Annotated in this window: 23 protein-coding genes and 2 tRNA genes; 12 read left to right on the top strand and 13 right to left on the bottom strand. The window is 64.6% G+C overall.

Features of this window, described 5'->3' with window-relative positions:
• Nucleotide 1: 1 nt before the first annotated feature.
• The 7 genes from FGD77_RS16225 (at nt 2) to FGD77_RS16255 (ending at nt 5,968) form a co-directional block, all read left to right on the top strand.
• A complete protein-coding gene (locus FGD77_RS16225; RefSeq protein ID WP_255011227.1) occupies nt 2-448 on the top strand; it encodes a DMT family transporter in 447 nt (148 codons plus the stop codon).
• Nucleotides 449-577: 129 nt separating this feature from the next.
• On the top strand, nt 578-2,059 hold the full coding sequence (purF, locus tag FGD77_RS16230) for an amidophosphoribosyltransferase (RefSeq protein ID WP_255014285.1): 1,482 nt from the start codon (nt 578-580) through the stop codon (nt 2,057-2,059).
• 100 nt (nt 2,060-2,159) lie between these two features.
• Nucleotides 2,160-2,576: a hypothetical protein gene (locus FGD77_RS16235; protein WP_255011229.1), complete on the top strand. Its 417-nt coding sequence runs from the start codon at nt 2,160-2,162 to the stop codon at nt 2,574-2,576.
• The gene (locus FGD77_RS16240; protein WP_255011230.1) at nt 2,573-3,223 is read left to right on the top strand and encodes an SDR family NAD(P)-dependent oxidoreductase; all 651 of its coding nucleotides are present in this window, start codon (nt 2,573-2,575) and stop codon (nt 3,221-3,223) included. Before FGD77_RS16235 ends, FGD77_RS16240 begins: the two co-directional genes overlap by 4 nt.
• Nucleotides 3,224-3,283: 60 nt before the next feature.
• Complete coding sequence (gene surE, locus FGD77_RS16245) at nt 3,284-4,066, top strand: 5'/3'-nucleotidase SurE (RefSeq protein ID WP_255011231.1); 783 nt, start codon at nt 3,284-3,286, stop codon at nt 4,064-4,066.
• Nucleotides 4,063-4,722, top strand: coding sequence for a protein-L-isoaspartate(D-aspartate) O-methyltransferase (locus tag FGD77_RS16250; protein ID WP_255011233.1), 660 nt, complete (start codon nt 4,063-4,065; stop codon nt 4,720-4,722). Before surE ends, FGD77_RS16250 begins: the two co-directional genes overlap by 4 nt.
• 46 nt (nt 4,723-4,768) lie before the next feature.
• Complete coding sequence (locus FGD77_RS16255; protein ID WP_255011234.1) at nt 4,769-5,968, top strand: peptidoglycan DD-metalloendopeptidase family protein; 1,200 nt, start codon at nt 4,769-4,771, stop codon at nt 5,966-5,968.
• Nucleotides 5,969-6,068: 100 nt separating this feature from the next.
• Here the strand turns inward: FGD77_RS16255 and FGD77_RS16260 are convergent, their stop codons facing one another.
• Nucleotides 6,069-6,941, bottom strand: coding sequence for an NAD(P)-dependent oxidoreductase (locus FGD77_RS16260; protein WP_255011235.1), 873 nt, complete (start codon nt 6,939-6,941; stop codon nt 6,069-6,071).
• Nucleotides 6,942-7,036: 95 nt separating this feature from the next.
• Here FGD77_RS16260 and FGD77_RS16265 point away from each other — a divergent pair, with 95 nt between their 5' ends.
• Nucleotides 7,037-9,526, top strand: a complete 2,490-nt coding sequence (locus FGD77_RS16265) for a penicillin acylase family protein (RefSeq protein ID WP_255011236.1) — start codon at nt 7,037-7,039, stop codon at nt 9,524-9,526.
• Here FGD77_RS16265 and hflX read toward each other — a convergent pair.
• The 9 genes from hflX to dusB form a co-directional block, all read right to left on the bottom strand.
• Nucleotides 9,523-10,872: a GTPase HflX gene (gene hflX, locus FGD77_RS16270; RefSeq protein WP_255011237.1), complete on the bottom strand. Its 1,350-nt coding sequence runs from the start codon at nt 10,870-10,872 to the stop codon at nt 9,523-9,525. The two genes, FGD77_RS16265 and hflX, sit on opposite strands and share 4 nt — an antisense overlap.
• A gap of 27 nt (nt 10,873-10,899) precedes the next feature.
• Nucleotides 10,900-11,139 carry an RNA chaperone Hfq gene (gene hfq / locus FGD77_RS16275; protein WP_076533031.1) on the bottom strand — a complete coding sequence of 80 codons (240 nt, stop codon included), beginning with the start codon at nt 11,137-11,139 and terminating at the stop codon, nt 10,900-10,902.
• A gap of 176 nt (nt 11,140-11,315) precedes the next feature.
• Nucleotides 11,316-12,854 (bottom strand): potassium transporter TrkG, encoded by a 1,539-nt coding sequence (locus FGD77_RS16280; RefSeq protein WP_255011240.1) that lies wholly within the window; start codon nt 12,852-12,854, stop codon nt 11,316-11,318.
• 8 nt (nt 12,855-12,862) lie between these two features.
• A complete protein-coding gene (gene trkA / locus FGD77_RS16285) occupies nt 12,863-14,239 on the bottom strand; it encodes a Trk system potassium transporter TrkA (protein WP_255011241.1) in 1,377 nt (458 codons plus the stop codon).
• Between the two features lie 121 nt (nt 14,240-14,360).
• A complete protein-coding gene (locus tag FGD77_RS16290) occupies nt 14,361-15,743 on the bottom strand; it encodes a sigma-54 dependent transcriptional regulator (protein WP_255011242.1) in 1,383 nt (460 codons plus the stop codon).
• On the bottom strand, nt 15,740-18,019 hold the full coding sequence (locus FGD77_RS16295) for a PAS domain-containing sensor histidine kinase (RefSeq protein WP_255011243.1): 2,280 nt from the start codon (nt 18,017-18,019) through the stop codon (nt 15,740-15,742). Before FGD77_RS16295 ends, FGD77_RS16290 begins: the two co-directional genes overlap by 4 nt.
• A gap of 93 nt (nt 18,020-18,112) precedes the next feature.
• Entirely contained in the window at nt 18,113-19,471 is a 1,359-nt protein-coding gene (locus FGD77_RS16300; RefSeq protein ID WP_255011244.1) for a sigma-54 dependent transcriptional regulator, read from the bottom strand.
• Nucleotides 19,471-20,562: a nitrogen regulation protein NR(II) gene (locus tag FGD77_RS16305; RefSeq protein WP_255011245.1), complete on the bottom strand. Its 1,092-nt coding sequence runs from the start codon at nt 20,560-20,562 to the stop codon at nt 19,471-19,473. The genes FGD77_RS16300 and FGD77_RS16305 overlap by 1 nt, the downstream gene beginning before the upstream one ends.
• Nucleotides 20,559-21,548 (bottom strand): tRNA dihydrouridine synthase DusB, encoded by a 990-nt coding sequence (dusB, locus tag FGD77_RS16310; RefSeq protein WP_255011246.1) that lies wholly within the window; start codon nt 21,546-21,548, stop codon nt 20,559-20,561. The genes FGD77_RS16305 and dusB overlap by 4 nt, the downstream gene beginning before the upstream one ends.
• Nucleotides 21,549-21,642: 94 nt before the next feature.
• Here dusB and FGD77_RS16315 point away from each other — a divergent pair, with 94 nt between their 5' ends.
• From FGD77_RS16315 to FGD77_RS16325, 3 genes are read left to right on the top strand one after another with little or no spacing between them, the layout of a single operon-like run.
• Complete coding sequence (locus FGD77_RS16315; RefSeq protein ID WP_255011248.1) at nt 21,643-22,785, top strand: bifunctional 2-C-methyl-D-erythritol 4-phosphate cytidylyltransferase/2-C-methyl-D-erythritol 2,4-cyclodiphosphate synthase; 1,143 nt, start codon at nt 21,643-21,645, stop codon at nt 22,783-22,785.
• Entirely contained in the window at nt 22,782-23,279 is a 498-nt protein-coding gene (locus FGD77_RS16320; RefSeq protein ID WP_255011249.1) for a phosphatidylglycerophosphatase A, read from the top strand. The genes FGD77_RS16315 and FGD77_RS16320 overlap by 4 nt, the downstream gene beginning before the upstream one ends.
• On the top strand, nt 23,276-23,758 hold the full coding sequence (locus tag FGD77_RS16325; RefSeq protein WP_255011250.1) for a CinA family protein: 483 nt from the start codon (nt 23,276-23,278) through the stop codon (nt 23,756-23,758). The genes FGD77_RS16320 and FGD77_RS16325 overlap by 4 nt, the downstream gene beginning before the upstream one ends.
• Here FGD77_RS16325 and FGD77_RS16330 read toward each other — a convergent pair.
• The gene (locus FGD77_RS16330) at nt 23,747-24,193 is read right to left on the bottom strand and encodes a type II toxin-antitoxin system RatA family toxin (protein WP_255011251.1); all 447 of its coding nucleotides are present in this window, start codon (nt 24,191-24,193) and stop codon (nt 23,747-23,749) included. The two genes, FGD77_RS16325 and FGD77_RS16330, sit on opposite strands and share 12 nt — an antisense overlap.
• 21 nt (nt 24,194-24,214) lie before the next feature.
• Here FGD77_RS16330 and FGD77_RS22480 point away from each other — a divergent pair, with 21 nt between their 5' ends.
• Nucleotides 24,215-24,559, top strand: a complete 345-nt coding sequence (locus FGD77_RS22480; RefSeq protein WP_369682729.1) for a hypothetical protein — start codon at nt 24,215-24,217, stop codon at nt 24,557-24,559.
• Between the two features lie 28 nt (nt 24,560-24,587).
• Here the strand turns inward: FGD77_RS22480 and FGD77_RS16340 are convergent.
• A tRNA-Asp gene (locus tag FGD77_RS16340) sits at nt 24,588-24,664 on the bottom strand.
• Between the two features lie 159 nt (nt 24,665-24,823).
• Nucleotides 24,824-24,900, bottom strand: a tRNA-Asp gene (locus tag FGD77_RS16345).
• Between the last annotated feature and the right edge of the window lie 93 nt (nt 24,901-24,993).

Consider the following 24,993-nt stretch of genomic DNA (forward strand, 5'->3'; position numbering starts at 1 on the left):
AATGACAAACCAGATCCTTGGCGCGTCGATCCTGATGGCGATCGCGGGCGGCATGGTTGCCACGCAGGCGCCGATCAACGCGGCGCTTGGGCGCGGAATCGGCAGCCCCATCGGGGCGGCGACGCTGTCTTTTGGCGTCGGTTTCGTGATTCTGCTGGTGGTCTCGGTGCTGATCGGGGACGGGCCTAATCTGCTGCGCTTTGCCCGCGTGCCGATGTGGATGCTGGTCGGCGGCGCGCTGGGGGCGGTCTATGTCTTTGCCGCGCTGTGGAGCGTGCCGAAACTGGGCGTGCTGACCACCACGACGCTGATGATCTTTGGCCAGATGGGCGCGGCGTTGCTATTGGACCATATCGGTGCGTTCGGCGTGGCGCAGCACAGCGTCAGCCCCCTGCGCCTGTTGTCTGCCGCACTGGTGGCGGGCGGCGTGATCCTGTCGCGCTGGTAGCGTGGCATCCGCAGGCCACCCGCCGCCTCACGCAGTAGTGCACGATCATGCCGTGACATATGCGACCGCAGTGCCTATGTGTGACGAATATGTAAAACCCGGATTCGGAGTTGCCCCTTGGCCAAACTCATGCCTCCCGCCCATCCCTTTGATACCACCTATCTGCGCGACGCCGCCGATGGCGACAAGCTGAAGGAGGAGTGCGGCGTTTACGGCGTGACCGGCATCCCCGAGGCCGCCAATTTTTGCGCCCTCGGCCTGCACGCCTTGCAACATCGCGGCCAAGAGGCCGGCGGCATCGTCAGCCATGACGCCACCGAGGGGTTCAACAGTCAGCGCCGGTTCGGCTATGTGCGCGACAACTTCACCAAGCAAAGCCTGATGGAAACGCTGCCGGGCGAATTGGCCATCGGGCATGTGCGCTACTCCACCTCGGGCGGCAAGATGCCGGTGCTGCGCGACGTGCAGCCTTTCTTTGGCGAATTCGCGATGGGCGGCGCGGCGATCGCGCATAACGGCAACATCACCAACGCCGTCGCCCTGCGCAAGGAACTGATTGAGCGCGGCAGCATCTTTCAGTCCAATTCCGATACCGAATGTATCATTCATCTGATGGCCCGCTCGCTGCAACGCAATATTGTCGGCCGGATGGAAGACGCGCTGCGCCGCGTCGAGGGCGCGTTTTCCATCGTCGCCATGACCCGCACAAAGCTGATCGGCGTGCGTGATCCGCTGGGTGTGCGCCCGCTGGTTCTGGGAAGCCTCGGTGATGGCTGGATTCTTAGCTCTGAAACCTGCGCGCTGGACATTATCGGCGCCAAGTACGAACGCGAGATCGCGCCGGGCGAAATGGTCGTCATTACCGCCAAGGGCGGCGTCGAGAGCCATTTCCCCTTCCGCAAGCAAAAGTCGCGCTTCTGTATCTTTGAACACGTCTATTTCAGCCGCCCCGACAGCATCATCGGCAGCCGCAGCGTCTATGAGACGCGCCGGCAGATCGGGGTGGAACTGGCCAAGGAAAGCCCGGTCGACGCCGATCTGGTCTGCCCGGTGCCGGATTCGGGCGTGCCTGCGGCCATCGGATACAGTCAGGAATCGGGCATTCCCTACGCCATGGGTATCATCCGCAACCAATATGTCGGACGCACATTCATCGAGCCGACGGACCAGATCCGCAACATGGGCGTGCGCCTGAAATTGAACGTCAACCGCGCCCTGATTCAGGGCAAGCGGGTGATTCTGGTCGACGACAGCGTCGTGCGCGGCACCACCAGCCGCAAGATCCGGGAAATGATCCTGGACGCCGGCGCCGCCGAGGTGCATTTTCGCATCGCGTCGCCCCCCACGGCGTGGCCCTGCTTTTACGGGGTCGACACGCCCCAGCGCGAAAAACTGCTGGCCGCAACCATGAGCGAGGATGAGATGCGCCAGCATCTGGCCGTCGACAGCCTCAAGTTTATCTCGCTGAACGGTCTTTATCGCGCCGTGGGCGAGGCAACGGGCCGCGACGACAGCAGCCCGCAATATTGCGATGCGTGTTTTTCGGGCGAATATCCAGTGCGTCCCTCGGACCAGATCGAGCAGGGGTTCGAGTTGAAGGCAGCAGAGTGACGCCTGCCTCCCGCCAACGTCGCCTGCGGCGAATCGCAAAAGAACCGGCCGCCGGGTCTGTGGTGGGCAGGGACGGCTCCGCCCGGACTGACAGCGCACGATGACGCCCCTGCCCGCCCCCGTTGCAAAAGTTGTTACCCGGTGGCCTGACCGCGCGCAGGCCGCGTTTCACGTCATCCGCCGGATCGTCCTGAACGCGGCAGCATCCACACCGCCCGTCGGTGCACTGAGCGAAACCCTCAAATGGGGCGAGCCTGCCTGGCTGACGGGTGCCAGCCGCAGTGGCACGACCCTGCGCTGCGCATGGCAAAAGGCGGCGCCGGATCATATCGGTGTTTACGTCAATTGCCGCACCGACCTTGCTGAAACGATGCGCAGTATCTATCCGGGGACATTCCGCCATGAGGGCAGCCGCGGCCTGCTCATGCCGCTGGCCGCGCCGCTGCCCGAAGCGGCACTCGATCACTGCGCGCATCTGGCGCAAAGCTATCATCTGAGGAAAGGCCCAAGACCGTGACAGACAAAGCGCAAACCGTCGCCCTTATCACCGGCGCCTCGCGCGGCCTTGGTGCCGCCCTCGCCGAAGAACTCGCCGCCGCGCACCACGTTGTCGCCGTCGCGCGCACCACCGGCGCGCTGGAAGAACTGGACGACCGCATTCAGGCAGCAGGCCACTCGGCCACGCTGGCGCCGATGGACATCACCAATCCCGACGCGATGGCGCAGCTGTGCCGCAGCATCCATGACCGTTGGGGCGGTATCGCGATCTGGGCGCATACCGCCGTTCACGCCGCACCGCTCAGCCCGGCCATGTCACTGGATGCGCGCGACTGGGACAAATCGGTCGCCACCAACGTGACCGCGACGGGCCATCTGATCCCCTATATCGCGCCGCTTCTGGGCGAGGCGGGGCACGCCATGTTCTTTGAGGATTTCAAGGCAGGCGAGAAATTCGCCGGCGCCTATGGCGCCACCAAGGCCGCGCAGATCGCGCTGGCCCGCTCGTGGCAGGCCGAAAGCGCGCGCCACGGTCCCAAAGTGCATATCGTCAGCCCCGGCCCCATGGCCACGGCCACCCGCGCGCGGTTCTATCCCGGCGAGGATCGCGAGGCGCTGGCCAGCCCGCGCGATGCGGCGCGCCGCCTGATCGGCCTTCTGGGATAGGCGCTTGCCGCTGTCGGCTGTGCCGTTTAGACAAGAGCAGGCAGGCTGGAGGGCGAAATCTTGCGCATCTTGATCACCAATGACGACGGCATCAATGCGCCGGGCCTTCAGGCCCTGCAAGAAATCGCCGACGCCCTGGCCGGCCCGGATGGCGAGGTGTGGTGCGTCGCGCCCGCGTTCGAGCAGTCGGGCGTCGGTCACGCCATTTCCTACACCCAGCCAATGATGGTCAGCGAACTGGCCCCACGCCGATTTGCGGTGCAGGGCAGCCCCGCCGATTGCGTGCTGGCCGGGCTATACGACATCCTCAGGGGCAAGACCCCCGATCTGGTGCTGTCCGGCGTCAACCGGGGCAATAATGCCGCTGAAAACGCGGTCTATTCCGGCACGCTGGGCGCCGCGATGGAAGCCGCGTTGCAAGGCATCCGCGCCATCGCCCTCAGCCAGTTCTACGGACCCGCCAACCGCGATCTGGACGATACGTTCGACGCATCGCGCGCACATGGCCTCGATACCGTCCAGCGCCTGCTGGACAAAGGCGTCTGGACGCGGGACGATTACGGCATCTTCTACAACGTCAATTTCCCGCCAGTTCCCGGCAACGCCGTCAAAGGCCTGCGCGCCGCGCGGCAGGGCTTTCGCCGCGACATTGGTTTCGGTGTCGAGCCGCATGTTTCGCCCTCGGGTCGCCGGTTCCTGTGGGTTACGGGCGCGCCGCAGCAGCAGCCTACCAGCCCCGGATCGGACGCGGCGGTCAATCTCGAGGGCTACATCTCGGTCACGCCGATGCGCGCGGACCTTACCGCCCACGACATGCTGGAGCCGCTGAAAGCCATCGAATGACCGAGGAAGACCCCGATATCGCCGAACGCAAAATGCAGTTTCTCTACGCGCTACGCTCGAAGGGGATCACGGATAACCGCGTGCTGGCCGCGATGGAAAAAATCGACCGCGGCCCCTTTATCCGCGGCTATTTCTCGGACCGCGCCTATGAGGACATGCCGCTGCCCATCGCCTGTGGGCAGACGATCAGCCAGCCATCGATCGTGGGGCTGATGACACAGGCGCTCAAGCTCAGCCCGCGCGACAAGGTGCTGGAGGTCGGCACCGGCTCGGGATATCAGGCCGCGATCCTCAGCCTGCTGGTGCGCCGGGTCTATACGATCGACCGCCACAGGCGACTGGTGCAGGAAGCCAGCGCAATCTTTCAGACGCTGGATCTGAACAACATCACCGCCCTCACCGCCGACGGCAGCTTTGGTTTGCCCGAACAGGCACCGTTCGACCGCATCCTTGTGACGGCGGCCGCCGAGGATCCGCCCGGACCGCTCTTGGCCCAGCTGAAAATCGGCGGTATCATGGTGGTCCCGGTTGGCCAATCGGACAATGTGCAGCGGCTGATCCGCGTAACGCGCACCGACGCAGGCTTTGACTATGACGAATTGCGCCCGGTACGCTTCGTGCCACTGGTCGAGGGGCTGGGCCGCGATACCGCCTGAGGGCGCAGGACATTACAGACCAGCCCCGATACATATGGGGCCGAGCATGAGGACGAAGACCGACATGAGCAGTATCCAGCGCCCACAGATGCGACGCCGGCCCCGTATAACGATTTTGCTGGCCGGTACCTGCGCGCTGGCCCTCGCGGCCTGCGGCGACAACCCGGATTTCGACCTGCGCGGCCCTATCGGCGGCAGCCTGGACACGGCGGGCGCGGCGCGCGCGGCCACCGCCGACAGACCGAAACCCGACGCACGCGGTATCATCTCCTACCCCGGCTACCAGGTCGCAATCGCGCAGCGCGGCGATACGCTCGCCAGCCTTGCCGCGCGCATCGGCGTCGACGCAAACCAGCTGGCGCGCTATAATGGCATCCAAACCGGAGACCCGCTGCGCCAGGGGGAGGTGATCGCCCTGCCGGGCCGTGTGGCCGAGCCGACAGGCCGCGATATCACCGACATCGCCGGCGCCGCGATCGACAGCGCCGGGCCAAGCCATATCGAAACCAGCACGCTGGCCCCCGCCTCCACCCCCAGCCAAGGCGGCGCCGAGCCTGTACGCCACCAGGTCCAGCGCGGCGAGACCGCTTATACCATCGCACGCCTCTACAACGTGCCAATCCGCAGTCTGGCTGACTGGAACGGCCTCGGCAGCGATTTCGCGGTGCGCGAGGGCCAGTTTCTGATCATTCCCGTCACCCTGCCGGGGCAGCAAACGGCGGCGCGCGCGCCCTCGACTGCGACTGAACTGCCCGGCGCCGGGTCACCCACGCCAGAGCCTCCGAGCGCGGCCAAGCCCCTGCCACCCGAGGATACCGTACCCGCAGCCGCAGCCAAGGCCGAAAAACCCAAGGACGCGCCCGATCTAGGCAAACAGCAGACCACCAACGCCAAGGCCCGGATGAGCTATCCGGTGCGCGGTGACATCGTGCGCCCCTACTCCAAAGGCAAGAATGACGGTATCGACATCGCCGCCAGCCCCGGAACCGCCGTCAAGGCCGCCGATGGCGGCACTGTCGCCGCCATCACCAAGGATACCAAAGGCACGCCGATCATCGTGGTCAAGCACGCGAACAACCTGCTGACGGTCTATTCAAACGTGGCCAATGTCGCGGTCAAGACCGGCGATAGCGTGGCGCGCGGGCAAACATTGGCCAAGATCCCGACCAGCGGCGCCGCAGCAGTCCATTTCGAGGTACGCAAAGGCTTCGACAGCCTTGATCCGGTGCCCTACCTGACCGAATAGACCCGGGAAAAGAGGGCGCGCCGCCCATATCCTTGCGCGCGCCCGATCTTTCAATGTTCAAAAAATACTCATGCTGCGCCGCCTGCAACGCGGCGCAGCATCAGCCGATCTCGCGCAACCGCTTGAACAGGCTCGATGTATCCCAGCGGCTACCGCCCATCTTTTGCACATCCTTGTAGAATTGATCGACCAGCGCCGTCACCGGAAGCGATGCGCCGTTCTCATCCGCCGTTTTGAGGCAGATCCCCAGATCCTTGCGCATCCAGTCAACGGCAAAACCATGCTCGAACTGATCGTCCAGCATCGTCTCGGACCGGTTCGCCATCTGCCAGCTGCCCGCAGCGCCCTGGCTGATCACTTCGACCACCGCGCGCCCGTCCAGCCCGGCCTTTTCAGCGAAATGCAGCGCTTCGCTGAGACCCTGCACCAACCCGGCTATGGCGATCTGGTTACACATCTTGGTCATTTGCCCCGAGCCCGATGCGCCGATCCGGCGGCACAGCTTGGCGTAGATCTGCATCACCGGCTCGGCCGCGTCATAGATCGGTGCATCGCCGCCGCACATGATCGATAGTTGGCCGTTTTCCGCCCCCGCCTGACCGCCAGATACCGGCGCATCGACGTAATTCAGCCCAGCCTCGTTTGCCGCCGCATATAGCTCGGCCGTCACGGCGGCGGAAACCGTAGTGTGATCCACAAAGGTCGCGCCTGACGCCATCCCGGCAAACGCGCCATCCGTGCCCAGACAAACGCTGCGCAAATCGTCATCATTGCCAACGCAGGCCATGACAAAATCGGCGCCTGCCACCGCCTCGCGCGGAGTCGGCGCGCTGGCGCCGCCATGCTGGGCCACCCATTTATCTGCCTTGGCAGCGGTGCGGTTATAGACGGTCACGTCATGGCCGGCCGCACGCAAGTGCCCTGCCATCGGATAGCCCATTACACCCAGTCCCAGAAATGCCAGTTTCGCCATGCGTCTTCTCCCCGTTCACATTGCCGCCGGGGCCATTGTCTCGGGCCCCGTTTCTGACTATCCCCTGCGCCATTGGAAACGCAAGGCGGGGCGGCATGGCGCAGGTGTTCAAATGGCTGATGCGGATCGCGGGGGCGCTGATCGCGCTGACCGTGCTATGCGTGATCGGCCTTTATTTCCTGCTGGCGCGGTCCCTGCCCGACTATGACAAGACGCTTGCCATTGGGGGCCTTGGCGATCCAGTCGAGATCGTGCGCGACAATGCCGATGTGCCGCATATCTTTGGCCAGTCCGAGGCGGACGTGTTTCAGGCGCTGGGATACGCCCATGCACAAGACAGATTGTGGCAGATGACGATCCTGCGCCGCACCGCTCAGGGCCGCCTGTCCGAGGTGTTCGGCCCTCGAAGCCTTGCCATAGACAAACTGATGCGCCGCTTTGACATTTATGGCGCCGCCCGCGCATCCGTGCGCTGGCAGGATCCCGCCACCCGCGCCGCGCTGGAGGCCTATGCCCGCGGCGTCAACGCCCGCCTGACGGAAATCAACGACAGTGCCCTGGGCCGCGGCGCGCCCGAGATGTTCCTGTTCAACGCGCCCATCGCGCCATGGGTGCCCGCCGATTCCATTTCAATCATCAAACTGATGGCGGTGCAGCTATCGGGCCATATGCAGACCGAAGTGTTGCGCGCACGCACGTCGCTGGCGCTGGACGATCCGGCGCGGCTGGCCGATATCCTGCCCGACGCGCCCGGCAGCGGTATCGCGGCCTTGCCGAAATATGCCAGCTATTTCGCACCCGGCGCGCTTCCGCGCTTTGCCGAGGCGGCGCAGGCGGCGGCAGATCCGCTATCGCCCGTTCGGCCGCTCGCGCTAGCCGGGGCATCCAACGCCTTTGCCGCTGCGCCGTCGCGCTCGGCCTCGGGCGGCACGCTTTTGGCGAATGATCCGCATCTGGGCCTGACCGCCCCGTCCATCTGGTATCTGGCCCGGCTGGAGCTATCCACCGGCGGCGTCATCGGTGCCACCATTCCGGGTGTGCCGTTGGTGCTGAGCGGGCGCAGCGACACGATGGGATGGGGCCTCACCTCGGCTTACCTTGACGATCAGGACGTCCATATTGAACAACTGAACCCGGAAAACCCCGAAGAGTACCGCACGCCGGACGGCTACGCCAAATTCGCCACGCGCGGGTCAATTATCCGGGTCAAGGGCGCGCAGTCCGTCACGCTGACCCTGCGCAGCACGGAAAACGGGCCAGTCCTGCCCGGCTCGCAATATGATCTGGCCGCGATCACCCCGCCGGGGCATGTCGCGTCGCTATCGTGGACCGCGCTCAGCCCGCGCGACACGACCATGAGCGCGGGCATTGACCTGATGCGCGCCGGTAGCATCGAACAGGCACTGGCGGCGGGCGAAAAATTCGTCGCGCCTGCGCAGGTGCTGACCGTGGTCGACGAAGGCCGGATCGCGATGAAGATGGTCGGCGCCATGCCGCGCCGCCACGCCGAACACGACACACAGGGCCGCCTGCCCAGCCGGGGCTGGATCGCGCATAACCGCTGGCAGGGCCGGTCGCCCTATTCCGCCAACCCCGAATTCATCGACCCACCCGGCGGCATTCTGGGCAACACCAACAACAAGATCGTTGATCGCCCGTTTCCGTTGCATGTCAGCTACCATTGGGGTGATACACAGCGCGTCTATCGCTGGCAAAATCTGATGCAGGGGCGCGAGGTTCATACACGCGACAGCTTTGTCGAGGCGCAGCTGGATACGGTCAGCTTCACCGCCCGCTCGCTGCTGCCACTGATCGGCGCGGATCTGTGGTTCACCGGCGAAAGCGCGCCCGAGGGCACTCCGCTGCGCCTGCGCCAGCGCGCGCTGGAGCTTCTGGCCGACTGGAACGGCGAGATGAATGAACACCGCCCCGAGCCGCTGATCTATGCCGCGTGGCTGCGCGCCCTCGGTCAGCGTCTGGTGCAGGACGAACTGGGACCATTGGCCGAAGAATTCACCCATACCGACCCGGTTTTCGTCGAACGCGTCTTTCGCAACATCGACGGCGCGTCCGCGTGGTGCGACGTCAAGCAGTCCTCGCCCATCGAAACCTGCCCCGACATCGCGCGGCTAGCACTGGATGATGCGCTGGTCTGGATCTCCGAGCGCTACGGCACCGCGCTGGAATCGCTGCGTTGGGGCGACGCGCATCAGGCGGTGCAGGATCACCCGGTGCTGGGAACGGTGCCGGGCCTGCGCTATTTCGTGAATATACGCCAATCGACAGGCGGCGGGGACAATACGCTGCAACGCGGGCGCACCAGTGGCACCGGGCCGAACCCGTTTCAGAATGTGCACGCAGCGGGCTATCGCGGTGTCTATGATTTTGCCGATCCGGGCAGCAGCGTCTTTATCATTTCGACCGGTCAATCAGGCCATTTTCTCAGCCGGTATTACGACGATCTGGCGCAGTTATGGCGGCGTGGCGAATATATTCCGATGTCTCTGGATCCCGAACTGGCCCGCGCGGGGGCTGTCGGTGTGACAATCCTGACCCCGGCGGCGCCCCCGCAGGATGCGGATTAAAGCGCGTCGAACTCGGCGCGCTGGCGGGGCGTCCAGCGCAACGTCAGGCGATAGCCATCCTCGCCCTGCGCTTCTTCCTCGATCAGGCCATGCTGGTGCAGCCATGCGCGCTGACGTCCCGCCGAAAATGGCAGCGACACCTCTTCGCGCCGGGCACCGCCGGTCAGTTTCTGCGCGATGCGATCAACCAGCGCCTGCATCCCCTCGCCGGTCACGGCTGACAGCGCCTGAACGTCCTCATCCCGCTCGGCGCGGGTGATGAGCGCGTCATGTTCCTCGGGGTCGACCAGATCGATCTTGTTCCAGATCTCAAGGCGCGGGGTGTCTGAGCCGACCTTGAGACTGGTCAGGATGTCCTCGACATCGGTTTTCTGCGTCTCGGTTTCGGGGTGGGCGATATCGCGCACGTGCAGGATCAGATCGGCGCTCAGCACCTCTTCCAGCGTGGCGCGGAAGGCGGCGACCAATTCGGTCGGCAGGTCGGAAATAAAGCCGACCGTATCGCTGAGAATCACTTCGGGCCCGCCGCCGGGCAGCGCAATGCGCCGCATCGTCGGGTCCAGCGTGGCGAACAGCATGTCCTTGGCCATCACATCGGCGCCGGTCAGGTGATTGAAAAGCGTGGATTTTCCGGCATTGGTATAGCCGACCAGCGCAACGATGGGAAACGGCACCTTGGCGCGGGCGGCGCGGTGCAGGGTGCGCGTCTTGGCGACCTTGTCCAGCTGACGGCGCAGGCGCACAATGTGATCGTCGATGGCCCGGCGGTCCGCCTCGATCTGCGTCTCGCCGGGGCCGCCGACAAAGCCAAGGCCGCCGCGCTGCCGTTCCAGATGGGTCCAGGCGCGCACCAGCCGCGTGCGCTGATAGCTGAGGGCGGCCATTTCCACCTGCAACACACCCTCGCGGGTTGCGGCGCGGTCGCTGAAAATCTCAAGGATCAGGCCGGTACGGTCCAGGATCTTGACCTCCCAGTCCTTTTCCAGATTGCGCTGCTGCACGGGGCTGACCGGGCCGTCGATCAGGACCAGCTCGATCTCGGCCTGCGCAAACTGGGCTTTCAGTTCGGCGATCTTGCCCTTGCCGAACAGCTTGCCGGGGTGGATCTTGGGCAGGCGCACGACGGTTCCACCCAGCACCTCAAGCCCCGGCAGGGCGTGGCCAAGGGCCACCGCCTCTTCCAGTGCCAGCGCCGGTTTACGCGCGTTGCTGCTGGATTTGTAGGTATCGGGGTGCAGGACCCATGCCCTTGTGTTGCGGGCACGGGTATCATTGGAGCGGGCATCACGCGCGTGCGGAACGTTCTCGTCGCCATCCTCGCCGTCGTCGATGATATCATCGTTCATCAAGTGAACCTTGGGGAATGGTGCGGATCAGGCCGCATCATCACCATCATACAGGCTGATCGGCTGCGACGGCATGATCGTGGAAACTGCATGTTTGTAAACCAGTTGCGACTGCCCGTCGCGGCGCAGCAGGATGCAGAAATTGTCGAACCAGGTAATGACACCCTGCAATTTCACGCCGTTGATCAGGAACACCGTCACCGGTGTCTTGGTCTTGCGCACTTGATTCAGAAACGCGTCCTGAAGGTTCTGCCGGTCAGTTGCCATATTTGGTCCCCAAATTCATTTTTTCTTGCAAGTGCCGCGGATCGGCATCGGATGGTTGTATCGTTACCAATATGATCCGGCACAACACGAGTTTCCAGCCCTAAAATCGAACGGTTGCACATAGTTGTCAGAATTGGGCAAATTGCTGCCGCCCCTGTGCCACCATGCCGGGTGTATCAGTCGCGCCATAGGCTGGGGCTGATCAACGCGATGATCGCCAACGTTTCCAGTCGGCCCAGTACCATTGCGGCGCAGATCACCAGCTTGGCTGTGGCGCCCATGAGGTTCAGCGCGATGGGGGCGTCGCCCGCGATCTGGGTCAGCGGGCCGGTCGTGGACAGCGCTGCGATGGCCAGAATGATGGACTGCTCGAACGTCATCCCCAGCGCCGCCATGATGATGGTGATCAGCGCCAGCGACATCGCGAACAGCATGAAGAAGATCCACGCCACGAACGCACCCTGTCGGCGCATACGCCGACTGCGCGCGCCGGCGCGGCCCACAGATGAAGGATGTACCAGACGCTCCATCTCGCGCTGGCCATTGAGGTAGAGGGCGTAGACGCGCAGCAGCTTGACCCCGCCTGCCGTGGTGGCGACGCCCCCGCCCATCAGCGCCGCGCCCATCAGGATCAGCCCCGGAGTGCCCAGGCCCGACCAATTGCGCGCCTGATCCCAATGTGCGCTTTCAAACCCGGTGGTCGACAGGAACGACAGCACACTGAACATGCCACCCCAGAGCGCGCTCAGCACCGATGGCAGATCCTCGACCTGCTCGCCCTCCAGCGCGCCCAGCCAATGGCGGAAAAACAGCAGCAGGGGCACCCCCAGCACGATCACCATGCCAAGTCGGAATTCGGGATCGTTGTGCAGGCCCGGACGCGTGGATGTGACCGTATCCGATGAAAAGGTTAGCCGCGACAACGCGAACATCATGAAGAAGAAAATCACCACCTCACCGCCAATGCCCGACCCGGCATTGCCCACCCCGCCGATGGGCGAAATGCCGCTGGTCGCCATGGTCGACATCGCATGCACCAGCGACACCAGCGGCCGGTCGCCGCCAATAGCCAGAAACAGCCACAGCGCACCCGTCAGCCCGATGTATAGCGGCGCCAGCGCGCTGGTCACCTGCGCGACGCGGCGGCCTGATCCGGCACGCTGAAAGCGGCCCTGCGCATCCTCGACCTGCCCCGGCTCGGCCGTGGCCGTCACCTCGAATCCGCCGAGGTTCAGGGGTGCCAACACAGCCGAGGCGGCGACCCACATCAGCAGCCCGCCCATCCAGCCGACCATGCCACGCCACAGATGCAGGCTGTCCACCAGCCGCCCCGGTTTTTCAAACAGGGTCGCGCCGGTGGTGGTGAAGGACGATACCATCTCGAAATAGGCATTGAGAAAGGTTGTCGTGCGCAGCCCCTCATAGAACGGGATCGCCAAAAATACCGGCAGCGCCGCGAAGGCGAGGCAGAGCGACAGGAGGTTGTCCAGATCGCTGGCCTCACGCCGGGCGTTGCCGCCCATCGCCAGCGCGATCAGACCGATCAGCACCAGCCCCAGCGCGCCGGTATAGGCAAAACTGCGCGACACGGTGTGTTCGCCTTGCATCAGCGCGTGCAGCGCCGGCACGAACATCGCCAGCGACGCGATCCCGGCCAGCAGCAGGATCAGCGGCAGGCGGGCCAGCGGTGCGGTCAACGCAATCTGGGTGCGCACGGCCATGCCTAGAAAAAGTCGATCGAGACCTGAAGCAGCTGTTCCACCCGCTCCACGTCCGATGCCATGGCAAAGATCACGATCACATCCCCCTCATCGACGCGCATGGCGCCGGTGGGTTTCAGGATCGTGTCGCCTTTCTGCACCGCGCCGACCAGCACCCCTTCGGGAAAATCGATGTCGCGGATCATGCTGCCCGCGATCGAAGAGGTCGACATGACCTGCGCCTCGATCACCTCGGCCTCGGCGTCGCCGATCGAATAGACGCCGCGGACCCGTCCGTGGCGGATATGGCGCAGAATACTGCTGACGGTGGTGGCGCGCGGGTTGATGTAGGCGTCGACGCCGATCGGCTCCAGCAGCGGTATCAGCGTGGGGTCGTTGATCAGCGCGATGGCAAAGGGGCAGCCTTCGGATTTGGCGCGCACCGCAGCCAGCAGGTTCGTCTTGTCGTCATCGGTGACGGCGAGCACCGCATCGGCGCGTGATATGCCGGCCTCGTGCAGGATCGAGCGATTCAACGCATCGCCGTTCAGCACAATGGTACGTTCCAACGCGTCGGCAGCGCGCTCGGCACTGCCGCGATCCCGCTCGATCATCTTGGCACGAAGGCCGCGGCCCTTCGCCTCAAGCGCCTTGGCAACGGCGAGGCCGACATTGCCGCCGCCCAGGATCACCACCCGTTCCTGCTTGTGCACCTTCTTGCCGAACACCTCCAGCGTGCGGGGGATATCCTCGTTCGGGGCAAAGACGTAGCATTCGTCGCCGACAAACAGCTGATCGCCGGCCTCGGGCGCAAACAAATGGCCGCCCCGGCGCACCGCGAGCACCACCACCCGCAGCGTCGAGAACAGATCCGACAGCTGGCGCAGCGGCGTGTTGACGACCGGGCAATCCTCGTCCAGCCGCAGGCCCATCAACTGGGCCTTGCCGCCCATGAACGTCTCGGTATCAAAGGCGGCAGGCACGGCGAGGCGTTGCAGCGCGGCCTCGGCCACCTCCTTTTCGGGGCTGATAACCACGTCGATGGGCATGTGGTCGCGCCGGTAAAGATCGGAATAGATCGCATCCAGATAGGACTGGCTGCGCAGGCGCGCGATCTTGCGCGAGATGGCAAAGACCGAATGCGCGACCTGGCAGGTGACCATGTTCACCTCGTCCGAATGGGTCGCGGCGATGATCATGTCGGCGTCGCGCGCGCCGGCACGATCCAGAACATCGGGATAGCTGGCAAAGCCGTGCAGGCCCTGCACGTCAAGCGTATCGGTGGCGCGGCGCACCAGATCGGGATTATTGTCGACCACCGTGACGTCGTTCTTTTCGCCCGACAGGTGGCGTGCAATCTGCCAACCAACCTGGCCCGCGCCGCAAATGATGACCTTCATGGCGTGCCTTTCAAAGCTGCTGCATTGATGTGCCTGACAAACACCGGGCGGTCAAATGGTCTGATGGTAGGTGGGTACGTGAGCGCCGCCGACCGGCCTGCGTCCCCGCCCGCCGCGCCGATCACCCTGCCCGTGCGGGCGTTTTCCCGGATGTCGCAACCCCCAGCGATTTCAGCTTGCGGTGCAGCGCACTGCGCTCCATTCCGACAAATTCGGCGGTGCGACTGATATTGCCGCCATAGCGGTTGATCTGAGTCAGCAGATACTCGCGCTCGAACGCCTCGCGCGCCTCGCGCAGGGGCATCGTGGCCAGCGATCCCGACAGCACCACGCGCCCGTCGCCCGAGGCCCTGTCTGCCTCGTCAGGCAGTTCGCGCGCCTCGATCTCGCCCGCGCCATCCCCCAGGATCAGCACCCGTTCGATCAGGTTGCGCAGCTGGCGCACATTGCCCGGCCACGCCATCGTCTGAAGCTGGGCGCGCGCCTCGCTGCCGATCGCGCGCTGCGGCAGGCCCTGGGCCTTGTTCAGCATGTCGATGAAATACTCGGCCAGCAGCGGGATATCGTCGCGCCGCTCCTCCAGCGAGGGCACGGAGATCGGCACAACATTCAGGCGGTGATACAGCTCGCGGCGGAACCGGCCTTCGGCGATTTCCTGCTCCAGATCGCGCGAGGTGGAGGATATGACGCGCAGATCCACCTGCACCTTGTTTGATCCGCCAACACGCAGAAACTGCTGATCGACCAGCACGCGCAGAATCTTGCCTTGGGTCCCCTGCGGCATGTCCGCGACCTCGTCAAAGTAGATCACGCCGCCGTCGGCTTCTTCCAGCAGGCCCGGCTCCACGCCCTTTTCCTTGCTCTCGCGACCGAACAGCACCTCTTCCATGCGCTCCGCGTCAATGGACGCGCAGCCGACGGTGACGAATGGTGCAGCGGCGCGGTTCGAATTGACGTGGATATACCGCGCCGCCAGTTCCTTGCCGCTGCCTGCGGGGCCCGACAGCATCACCCGCCCGTTCGAGCGCGTGACCTTGTCGAGCTGCCCCAGCAGCGCGCGAAACAGGGCGCTTTCCCCCAGCATTTCGGCGGGCGTCGTCTCGCGCCGCTTGAGGCTGGTGTTTTCACGGCGCAGGCGGCTGGTTTCCATTCCGCGCCGGATGACCACCATCAACTGGTCGATATTGAAAGGCTTTTCGATGAAGTCATACGCGCCCTGCTTGATCGCGGCGACGGCGATTTCAATGTTGCCATGCCCCGAGATGATAACCACCGGCACCTCGGGATAGTCGCGTTTGACCGCCTTGAGGATATCGATGCCATCCATATTGCTGTCTTTCAGCCAGATATCGAGGATCAGCAGCGCCGGCGGGTCGGCCGCTATGGCGGCCATGGCACCGTCAGAATTACCGGCCATCCGCGTCTTGTACCCCTCGTCGCCCAGAATATCCGAGATCAACTCGCGAATGTCGCGCTCGTCGTCCACAATCAGAATATCGCTCATACCTGTGCTCCCGTCGCCTTGTCGGCGTCTTCTTGGTCAATATTTATGGCAGTCAGATCCAGCCGGATCACGGCCATCGCGCCCATATGCGCGCCCTCGTCAAAGGGGTCGGCAGGGGTCAGCGCCAACGTGCCGCCATGCTCTTCGATGATTTTCTTGACGATCGGCAGACCCAGCCCGGTGCCCTTGTCGCGCGTCGTAACATAGGGCTCAAACAGACGCGAGCGGTCCTCGGGCAGGCCGATGCCATTGTCGGCGATGCGCAGTTCGGCGCGCCCGTCCGTGAACTGGCTGGACACCCGGATCGTGGGCTGGAACCCTTCGGGCGCAAGGCCCTTTTCCAGAAGGGTTTCAGTGGCTTCGCCTGCGTTCTTGATAAGGTTCGTCAGCGCCTGAGAGATCATCGTCGCGTCCACATCAGCCCAGAGCGGGGCGTCGTCCAGGTCGGCCTCAATGCGCACATCGGGCTGACCGGCCTCCTGCAGCAGTACCGCCTCGCGCACCAGGCGCGTCAGGCTTTCGGGCTTGCGCTGCGGTTCGGGCATGCGGGCAAATTTCGAAAATTCATCGACGATGCGCCGCAGATCGTCGGTCTGGCGCACGATCACATTGGTCAGCTGCGTCAGATCGGCGGCGTCCTTTTCACCCAGCAGCTTGGAGAACTTGCGCTGTGTGCGCTCGGCCGACAGCTTGATCGGGGTCAGCGGGTTCTTGATTTCATGTGCGATGCGCTGCGCGACGTCACCCCATGCCGCCATGCGCTGCGCCGATACCAGATCGGTTACATCGTCAAAGGCCACGACATACCCCTCACGCCTTCCGCTATCTGTTCGGCGGGTCGACATCCGCACCAGCAGGCTCTCCTGATCGCCGCCGCGCGTGACGCGAATCTCGTCCTGAACAAAACCGCCGGCGCTTTTGCGCAGACGATTGAACAGCCCGGCAAATTCGGGGACGGCGACGATAAGGTCAACCGACTGGCGGTCCTCCTGCCAGTCCAGCAGCTTTTCGGCGGCGCGGTTCACAAAGGCGATGCGCCCCTTCGCATCAAGCCCGACAACCCCCGACGACACCGACCCCAGCACCGAATCAAACAGGCGGCGGCGGCGCTCGATCTGTTCGGTGTTCGACAGCAGGGCAGCACGCTGCCCCTTCAGCTGGCGGGTCATCTGGTTGAAAAACGTGCTGAGCTGCGCGATCTCGTCGTCGCCTTCCTCCTCGCGGACCTGCACATCCAGATCGCCCGCACCGATGCGCTGCGCGGCGCTGGTCAGGCGCCCCACCGGGCGCGCAAGGCGTTCGGCAAACCACAGGCCCAGCCATACGGCGGCAAGGATCAGGATGACGGCAAAGCCCAGGTACAGCAGGCCGAATTCAAACAGGACGCGGCCCCGTTCGCTTTCACGTTGCTGATAGAAATTGGCGGTTTCCTTGGTCTCGTCCAGCAGGGACAGGATGTCACCATCCACGTTGCGCGTCACATAGAGCAACCGATCGGCAAAGCCCTCCAGCGGGATCAGGGCGCGAAATTCGTTGTTGTCCCAATCCTGAATGATCAGCAGACCGTCGCTGCGCGCATCGGCGATCTGCGCAGGCGTCGGCTCCTCATAATCGAACAGATACGAGCTTTCTCCGCGCGCACGGATTTCGCCGGAGCTGTCGATCACGAAGGCCTCGCGCAGGCCACGCTGGATTTCGCGCTGGCCTTCGGTCAAGACCTGCCGGATGTCGCCATCATCCATGAACACGCTGCGTTGCTTGACCGCTTCCAGAAACTGCGCCACCGCACGCGCGTCAATCACCAGATCGCGGCGATGCTCTTCCTCATAGGCCTCGGCGGCGGCGACCGAATTGCTGACGACGCGCCCGACGCGGTCGGAAAACCACGCCTCAAGCCCCATATTGACCGACAGCGTCGCAAAAACTGCGACGGTGATGGTCGGCAGCAGCGCCATGATCGCAAATACGCCCGTCAGCCGCAGGTGCAGCCGCGATCCGGCCGACCGTGACCTGCGCGCCGAGATCATTTGAACGACGCGCTGCATCACCAGCGCGGCCACGGCGATGACATAGACCAGATCGCACAGCAGGACGAGCCGCAGCACGTCCGACTGCGCCCCCTGATCCAGCGGCCCCATGACGAGGAATGTCACCAGTGCCAGCACCGGACCCAGCACGACCAGCCCGAAGGTGGCAAAGTTCTGAAACCGCTTCGCGCGACGCAGGCGCAAAATGCGCTCCCAGCCCGCTGTGCGTGTCCTTGCGGCCACTGACATCCCCCAACGCCTTGGCGCGACTGGCTGCGCGCCCACAATATTCTGTGCCCCTATCAGGGCAATGCCCCAAAACGCCACAGGTCTGTTGCGCTTTTACATCAACTTGCCGCGACGTGTCACCTCAATATCCAGCGTCGTCAATTTTTTGCGCAAGGTATTCCGGTTGATCCCCAGAAGAGCCGCGCAGCGCGCCTGATTTCCGGCGACCGAGTCCAGCGCAATGCGCAGCAGCGGCGCCTCGAATTCGGTCAGCAGCCGGTGATACAGCCCATCGGGCGGCAGATCCTGCCCATGCAGGTCGAAATACCGCTGCACATGCTGCGCCACCGCATCGGGAAGCGTGTCGGAGGCCGGGATCGCCCGGTCGGGCACACGGGCCGATTGCAGCGCCGCTGCCGCCTCGGATGCGGGCACCAGCGGCGCGCGGCCCGCCCATGCCATCCGCTCGGCAGTATGGCGCAGTTCGCGCACATTGCCGGGCCAGTCATGCGCGCGCAGAATGTCCAGCGCGTCGGGGCTCAGCCGACGGGGCGGCGCGCCCGCCTCTTCGGCCAGATAGAGGAAATGAGTGGCAAGCAGCGCCACATCCTCGCGCCGCGCGCGCAGCGGCGGCACGTCGATCACCGCGCCTACCAGACGATAGTAGAGATCGGCGCGCAATTCATGCCCGCCCTGCCCGGGCTGCGCAGTGGCGATCACGCGGGGACGCGCGCCGGTCTGCTGCGCGGCAACGGCATCAACCAGATAGAGCGCACGCGCCTGCGTCGCGCCGTCCATGTCGTGCAACCCGTCCAGCAGGATCGTACCCGCCCCGGCCTGTGCCAGAATCGCGGCTGGCGCGCCGTCCTGCGCCAGATCACCCGGCGCCACGATAACGAAAGGCTGCGCCTGGCGCGCCGATAGGTCATGAACCGCCCGCGCAATCATTGATTTTCCGGCGCCCTGCTCGCCCGCGATCCAGACCGGCAAATCTGACTGGACGACCTGCGCCAGCACCCGAAACAATGCCTGCATCGGAGCGCTTTGTCCCACCAGAGGCAGATCGGTCTGTTGCACTTGCGCCGATGGCCGGTCGGCTTGCGCCGCGCGGCGGCTGTCCAGCGCGCGGGCCGTGCGCGCCATCAAATCGGGCAGATCAAACGGCTTGGGCAGGTAATCCCACGCCTCGGCCTCGGCGGCACGGATGGCGGTCATCACCGTGCTGCGGGCCGAGATCACGATTACCGGCAGGCCGGGCCGGTCGCGCGCGATTTTCGGCAGCATCTCCAGCCCGTTCCCATCGGGCATCATCACATCGGTGATCACCGCATCGCCCAGCCCCTCGCCGATCCAGCGCATCAGCGTCGTCAGGCTGGACGTGGCATGCACCTTGCATCCCGCCCGCGTCAGCGCCTGCGTCAGAACCGTGCGAATGCTGCGGTCGTCATCGGCGACCAGAACCGTACCGTCCATCAGCGCGCCTCCGCAGCGGTGGCCAACGGCAGCGACAAACGGAACACGGTGTGCCCCGACCGCGAAGCGACAGCAATCCAGCCGCCATGATCGGCCATGATGCGCGCCGCAATCGCAAGGCCCAGCCCGGTGCCATTCTCGCGGCCCGACACGAACGGCTCGAACAGGGCATCGCGCACGGTATCCGGCACGCCGGGGCCGTCATCGACCACCTCGATCTGCAACGGCAGCCGCGCCCCGGCGCCGCCATCGCCGCGCAGATGCGCGCCATGCTCGAACCAACTGCGCAGGCGGATGGTACCACCCTGCGGGCCTGCTGCCTCGGCCGCGTTTTTCATCAGATTCTGCAGTACCTGTTGCAACATATCAGGGTCACCCAGCGCCTCGGGCAGCGACGGATCGTACTCCTCGATGATGCGCATGTCGGACGCAAAGCCCAGCTGCGCGCTGCGCCGGGCGCGCGCCAGAACGTCGTGGATGTTGATCGCGCGCAGATCGGGGCGCGCAGGGTTTCCGAACCGCTCGACCTGATCCAGCAGCGCTGCGATCCGTCGGCTTTCGCTGACGATCAGATCGGTCAGCTCGCGGTCCGCAGCGCCCAGTGTCGTCGACAGCAGCTGCGCCGCGCCGGTGATGCCGGCCAGTGGATTCTTGATCTCATGCGCCAGCATTTCGGTCATGCCGATGGCCGTGCGCGTGGCAATGCGGGCCGACGCGTCCTGCATCATCTGGCCGGCCATCTCGCGCGGGGTGACGACGACCAGCGTGGCGTCCTCATCACTCCCCAGAGGGGCGATGGACAGGCTGCACCGCACGGGCGCGTGCCGCCCGGCGCCGATATCGACATCGTTGATAAAAAGCGGCGCACCGCTGGCACGGGCGCGCCGCAGCGCCGCATCGGGCGGCGCACCCACGCGCAGCAGATCCCACAGGCCCATGGATTGCGCAGCGCGCGCCGACACGTTCAGAAACCCCTCCGCCGCCGGATTTATCCGCGTCACGCATCCTGCACGATCCAGCACCAGCGCGGGCAGCGGCAGCGCGCCCCAGACCGCGCGATCCAGCCCGCTATCGCCGCCCGGCCCGCTCATGCTGCAAGCGTCGATTGCGAGCAGACCGCGTCCGGCAGCAGGTGCAGGACCTCCGCCGGCTGTGCTGCGGTCAAAACCCGGCGCCGCACCCCCGGATCGCTGGCCTCCAGATACCAGCCCAGATGCTTTCGCGCGACGCGCACGCCCACGGTGGTGCCGTAAAAGCCCAGCATCGCCTCGTAATGTGCGCCGATCATATCGACCAGCACTGCGCCCTCCGGCACATCCGGCGCAGCCACGCCATAGAGGCGATGCGCCACCTCGGCCAGCGCCCATGGCCGCCCCTGCGCGCCCCGCCCGATCATCACGCCGTCGGCGCCCGATAGCGCCAGCGCGCGGCGTGCACTGGCTGAATCCGTGATGTCACCATTGGCAATGACGGGGATGCGCACGACCTCCTTGACCGCCGCTATGGCGGACCAATCGGCGCTGCCCTTGTAGAACTGACAGCGCGTGCGCCCGTGAATTGTGACCATGCGGATGCCGACCGCCTCAGCTCGGCGGGCGATATCGGGCGCGTTGCGCAGCGCATCGTCCCATCCCAGCCGCATTTTCAACGTCACAGGCACGGAAACGGCAGTCACGACAGCCTCGATCAGGCGCAGCGCATGGTCGGGGTCGCGCATCAGTGCCGATCCGGCGGCGCCCGATCCGCGCGCGCGCGTCACCTTTTTCGCAGGGCAACCCATGTTGATGTCGATGATGCGCGCGCCATTCGCCTCGGCGATGCGGGCGGCCTCGGCCATCCAATGCGCCTCGCAGCCGGCCAGTTGTACTGCCGTTGCCGCGGCACCGAATCCCAGCTCGGCCTTGTCGCGCATGGCAGGCTTTGCCTCGACCATTTCCTGGCTGGCGATCATTTCGCTAACCACAAGGCCCGCGCCAAACCGGGACACCAGATTGCGAAATGGCAAATCGGTGACACCCGCCAAGGGCGCCAGAAGGACGGACGACGATAGCGGTTCATCGGTCAAAGACAGGGGCATGGGTCGGTTCCTAAATCCACGCGATCCTTCTATCCGCCAAGCTGCGTGCGCGCAATGAATTGCGGGGCGCCACGCGCCGCGCTAGGCTGCACCCATGACATGCGCCGCACTGATTGTCGCCGCCGGACGCGGCACCCGCGCCGGAGGAGACCGGCCCAAGCAATGGCAGCCGCTGGCAGGCGCGCGCGTGATCGACTGGACGCTGCGCGCATTTCTGAATTTGCCAGAAGTATCGCACATCATGATTGTGCTGCATCCTGATGATATAGCAGGATTTATCGCGCCAGACGGCGTGCGCATCGCGGCGGGTGGCACCACGCGCGCCGCCTCGGTTCGCGCGGGGCTTGAGGCGCTGACAGGTGCGGGCTGTTCCCGCGTGCTAATCCACGATGTCGCGCGCCCCTGCGTCAGCGCGGCACTGATCCGCCGCGTCTTGCGCGCGCTGGATACCGCCGCCGCCGCCGCGCCGGCACTGCCGGTGACGGATGCCTTGTGGACGGGGGGGGAGGGCCGCGTGACAGGCACCCGCGACCGTAACGGGCTATACCGCGCGCAGACGCCGCAAGGATTTGATTTTATGTCTATTCTTGTCGCCCACCGCAATCATTCAGGCGACGCGCCCGATGATGTGGCGGTGGCCCGGACGGCCGGGCTTGACGTGATGATCGTGCCGGGCGATGAGGATAACCTCAAGATCACGCATCCATCCGATTTCGCGCGGGCCGCGGCCCGCCTGACAGACACCGTGAGAGGCACCATGGATTTACGCATCGGCAATGGCTATGACGTCCACCGCTTTGGCCCGGGCGATCATGTGATGCTGTGCGGCGTCGCCGTCCCGCACGGGCGCGGGCTGCAAGGCCATTCGGACGCCGATGTCGGCCTGCACGCGCTATCAGATGCCATCTATGGCGCGCTGGCCGAGGGCGATATCGGACGGCATTTCCCACCCTCCGATCCGCAGTGGAAAGGCGCCGCAAGCCATGTGTTCCTGCGCCACGCCGTTGCGTTGGCCTCCGAGAAAGGTTTTCAGATCAGCAACATGGACCTCACTCTCGTGTGCGAACACCCCAAGATCGGGCCGCATGCCGGTGCCATGCAGGCCGCGGTTGCGCAAATCACCGGGCTGGCGCCGGGCCGCATCTCAATCAAGGCGACGACGTCCGAGCGTCTGGGGTTCACCGGCCGCGAGGAGGGCATCGCCGCCTTGGCCACCGCCCTGCTGGTGCAATCATGAGGGTCGCGCGCCTTGTCGCGACAATCGGCGGCGTCGGGTATCTGCGCCCTGCCCCGGGCACCTGGGGGTCGCTGGTGGCGCTGCCGATGGCGGCGCTGCTGCATCTGATTGGTGGGCCCTGGTTGCTGATCATCGCGATCATCGCGATTTTCTTTGAAGGGCTGTGGGCGACCACGCAGATCACGCGCTGGCAGGACGATCCTGACCCGTCCTACGTGGTCGTTGACGAGGTGGTCGGCCAGTGGGTCGCCCTGCTGCCACTGTCCTTTGGCGCTTGGCATGTGGGCGCGTCGATCTTTGGGCTCTGGCCCGGCTGGATCGCGGCGTTCGTTCTGTTTCGCCTGTTCGACATATTCAAGCCCGGCCCAATCGGGTGGGCAGATCGGCGGCATACGCCGCTGGGCGTCATGCTGGACGATGTGATCGCAGGCGTGTTCGCCGCCATTTGCGTAATCGTGCTGGCGGCGCTGTCGCATTTGGTTTTGGCGATATGAATGTCGCCGATCTGCTGGCGCGCGCGCGGGCGGCAGGCGTGATGATCGCCGCCGCCGAAAGCTGCACCGGCGGCATGGTGATGGCCGCGCTCACAAGCGTGCCGGGTAGTTCGGACGTGGTTGAACGTGGATTTGTAACCTATTCGAATGACGCGAAAATCCAAATGTTAGGTGTGGTACCCGAAACGCTGCGCGCACATGGCGCGGTCAGTACCGAGGTCGCGCGGGAAATGGCCGCAGGTGCGCTGCGCAATTCCAAGGCGCAACTGGCAGTGTCGATCACCGGCATCGCCGGGCCCGGCGGATCGGAGTCAAAGCCGGAAGGGCGCGTCTGTTTTGGCATCGCGCGCGCAGGCGCTCAGGCTCGCGTAGAGATGCAGGATTTCGGCGCATTGGGGCGCTCGGGCGTGCGCCGCGCCGCCTGTGATCACGCGCTCGCGCTGCTGATGGCGGCGCTCAAAGACGGCTCAGCCATATAACGCGTGCGCGCGCCGCTCAAACGCGCGGACGATACGTTGCATCGCCTCGTAGAAAAACAGCCCCGCCGCCGATTGCAGCAGACGATTGCGAAATTCGAAATCGACGTGGAAATCCACCGCGCAACCGTCTTTGGTATCAGTAAATTTCCAGTTGGAAATCATGTGCTTGAACGGACCATCCAGATATTTCGTATCAATCTTTCGGTCTGCAGGCCATAGTACGACCCGGCTGGCGAACTTCTCGCGAAAGACCTTGAAACTGATGACAAGATCGGCCTCCATCACCTCGCTGCCATCCGGCTGCGCGGTGCGGCTTTTGACGCGGGCCGCTGAATTCCACGGTAAAAATTCCGGATAGTTCCCGACATCGGCGACCAGATCGTACATCTGCTGAGCGGTGTAGGGCATGTGGCGGGTTTCGGAATGGATAGGCAAGGACCGCTCCGGTGTTTTCACGTGACAGGTACGCCCTATGTCATAGACTGGCACGCAAAAGACAAGGGGCGCAGGGCATTACTGACGCCGGGGCTGTGGAGGCATCACTATGATTGGCAGTATTTCAGATTTACAATCAGATCACTGCGCGCCGAACTTCATGCAGTGTTCGGGCGCCCCGCTATGAACACCCGCTGGCTACTTCGTGCCACACGCTGGGCACAGAACCCTCCCAGTGCCGGCCGGGTGAAATTCGTGCTGGCGATCATTGCGGTCTGTATCGGGCTGTATGCGGTCGAGCGGTTCATCGGCTGGCCCGATGCCCTGACGCCAGAAAAATCCCTGCACCGTGGGTATCGCCCCTGAGTGGGAAAAATGCGGGTAAAGGAAAAAATGGCGCGGTTGACGGGGCTCGAACCCGCGACCCCCGGCGTGACAGGCCGGTACTCTAACCAACTGAGCTACAACCGCGCGTGGGGTTTGGATTAGTCGAGCCACCCGGGGCCGTCAATGGTGAAATGACCGGTTTCCGGCATGGCCTGCAAGATTTTCCTCCCCGCAACCAACAGCCCCGCAGGGGTCCGGATTGAGAGTGATTTGCACAACGATCAGTCTGGAAAAATGCAGTGATGGCGCGGTTGACGGGGCTCGAACCCGCGACCCCCGGCGTGACAGGCCGGTACTCTAACCAACTGAGCTACAACCGCCCACTGCGCGCCCGTGGGCCGTTGCCCGCCAAGCGTTGCACGTCTTTAGTCGGCAAGATCAGGGGCGTCAAGCGGCAGTTGGCGCAAAATAGC

It is taken from the genome of Roseovarius sp. M141 (assembly GCF_024355225.1).
GTDB lineage: Bacteria > Pseudomonadota > Alphaproteobacteria > Rhodobacterales > Rhodobacteraceae > Roseovarius.

Bases quoted from the DNA above. Each gene is read 5' to 3' on its own strand.
- FGD77_RS16225 (WP_255011227.1), top strand. From the start codon at position 2: ATGACAAACCAGATCCTTGGCGCGTCGATCCTGATGGCGATCGCGGGC.
- purF (WP_255014285.1), top strand. From the start codon at position 578: ATGCCTCCCGCCCATCCCTTTGATACCACCTATCTGCGCGACGCCGCC.
- FGD77_RS16235 (WP_255011229.1), top strand. From the start codon at position 2,160: ATGACGCCCCTGCCCGCCCCCGTTGCAAAAGTTGTTACCCGGTGGCCT.
- FGD77_RS16250 (WP_255011233.1), top strand. From the start codon at position 4,063: ATGACCGAGGAAGACCCCGATATCGCCGAACGCAAAATGCAGTTTCTC.
- FGD77_RS16255 (WP_255011234.1), top strand. From the start codon at position 4,769: ATGAGGACGAAGACCGACATGAGCAGTATCCAGCGCCCACAGATGCGA.
- FGD77_RS16260 (WP_255011235.1), bottom strand. From the start codon at position 6,941: ATGGCGAAACTGGCATTTCTGGGACTGGGTGTAATGGGCTATCCGATG.
- FGD77_RS16265 (WP_255011236.1), top strand. From the start codon at position 7,037: ATGGCGCAGGTGTTCAAATGGCTGATGCGGATCGCGGGGGCGCTGATC.
- hflX (WP_255011237.1), bottom strand. From the start codon at position 10,872: ATGAACGATGATATCATCGACGACGGCGAGGATGGCGACGAGAACGTT.
- hfq (WP_076533031.1), bottom strand. From the start codon at position 11,139: ATGGCAACTGACCGGCAGAACCTTCAGGACGCGTTTCTGAATCAAGTG.
- trkA (WP_255011241.1), bottom strand. From the start codon at position 14,239: ATGAAGGTCATCATTTGCGGCGCGGGCCAGGTTGGTTGGCAGATTGCA.
- FGD77_RS16290 (WP_255011242.1), bottom strand. From the start codon at position 15,743: ATGAGCGATATTCTGATTGTGGACGACGAGCGCGACATTCGCGAGTTG.
- FGD77_RS16295 (WP_255011243.1), bottom strand. From the start codon at position 18,019: ATGTCAGTGGCCGCAAGGACACGCACAGCGGGCTGGGAGCGCATTTTG.
- FGD77_RS16300 (WP_255011244.1), bottom strand. From the start codon at position 19,471: ATGGACGGTACGGTTCTGGTCGCCGATGACGACCGCAGCATTCGCACG.
- FGD77_RS16305 (WP_255011245.1), bottom strand. From the start codon at position 20,562: ATGAGCGGGCCGGGCGGCGATAGCGGGCTGGATCGCGCGGTCTGGGGC.
- dusB (WP_255011246.1), bottom strand. From the start codon at position 21,548: ATGCCCCTGTCTTTGACCGATGAACCGCTATCGTCGTCCGTCCTTCTG.
- FGD77_RS16315 (WP_255011248.1), top strand. From the start codon at position 21,643: ATGACATGCGCCGCACTGATTGTCGCCGCCGGACGCGGCACCCGCGCC.
- FGD77_RS16320 (WP_255011249.1), top strand. From the start codon at position 22,782: ATGAGGGTCGCGCGCCTTGTCGCGACAATCGGCGGCGTCGGGTATCTG.
- FGD77_RS16325 (WP_255011250.1), top strand. From the start codon at position 23,276: ATGAATGTCGCCGATCTGCTGGCGCGCGCGCGGGCGGCAGGCGTGATG.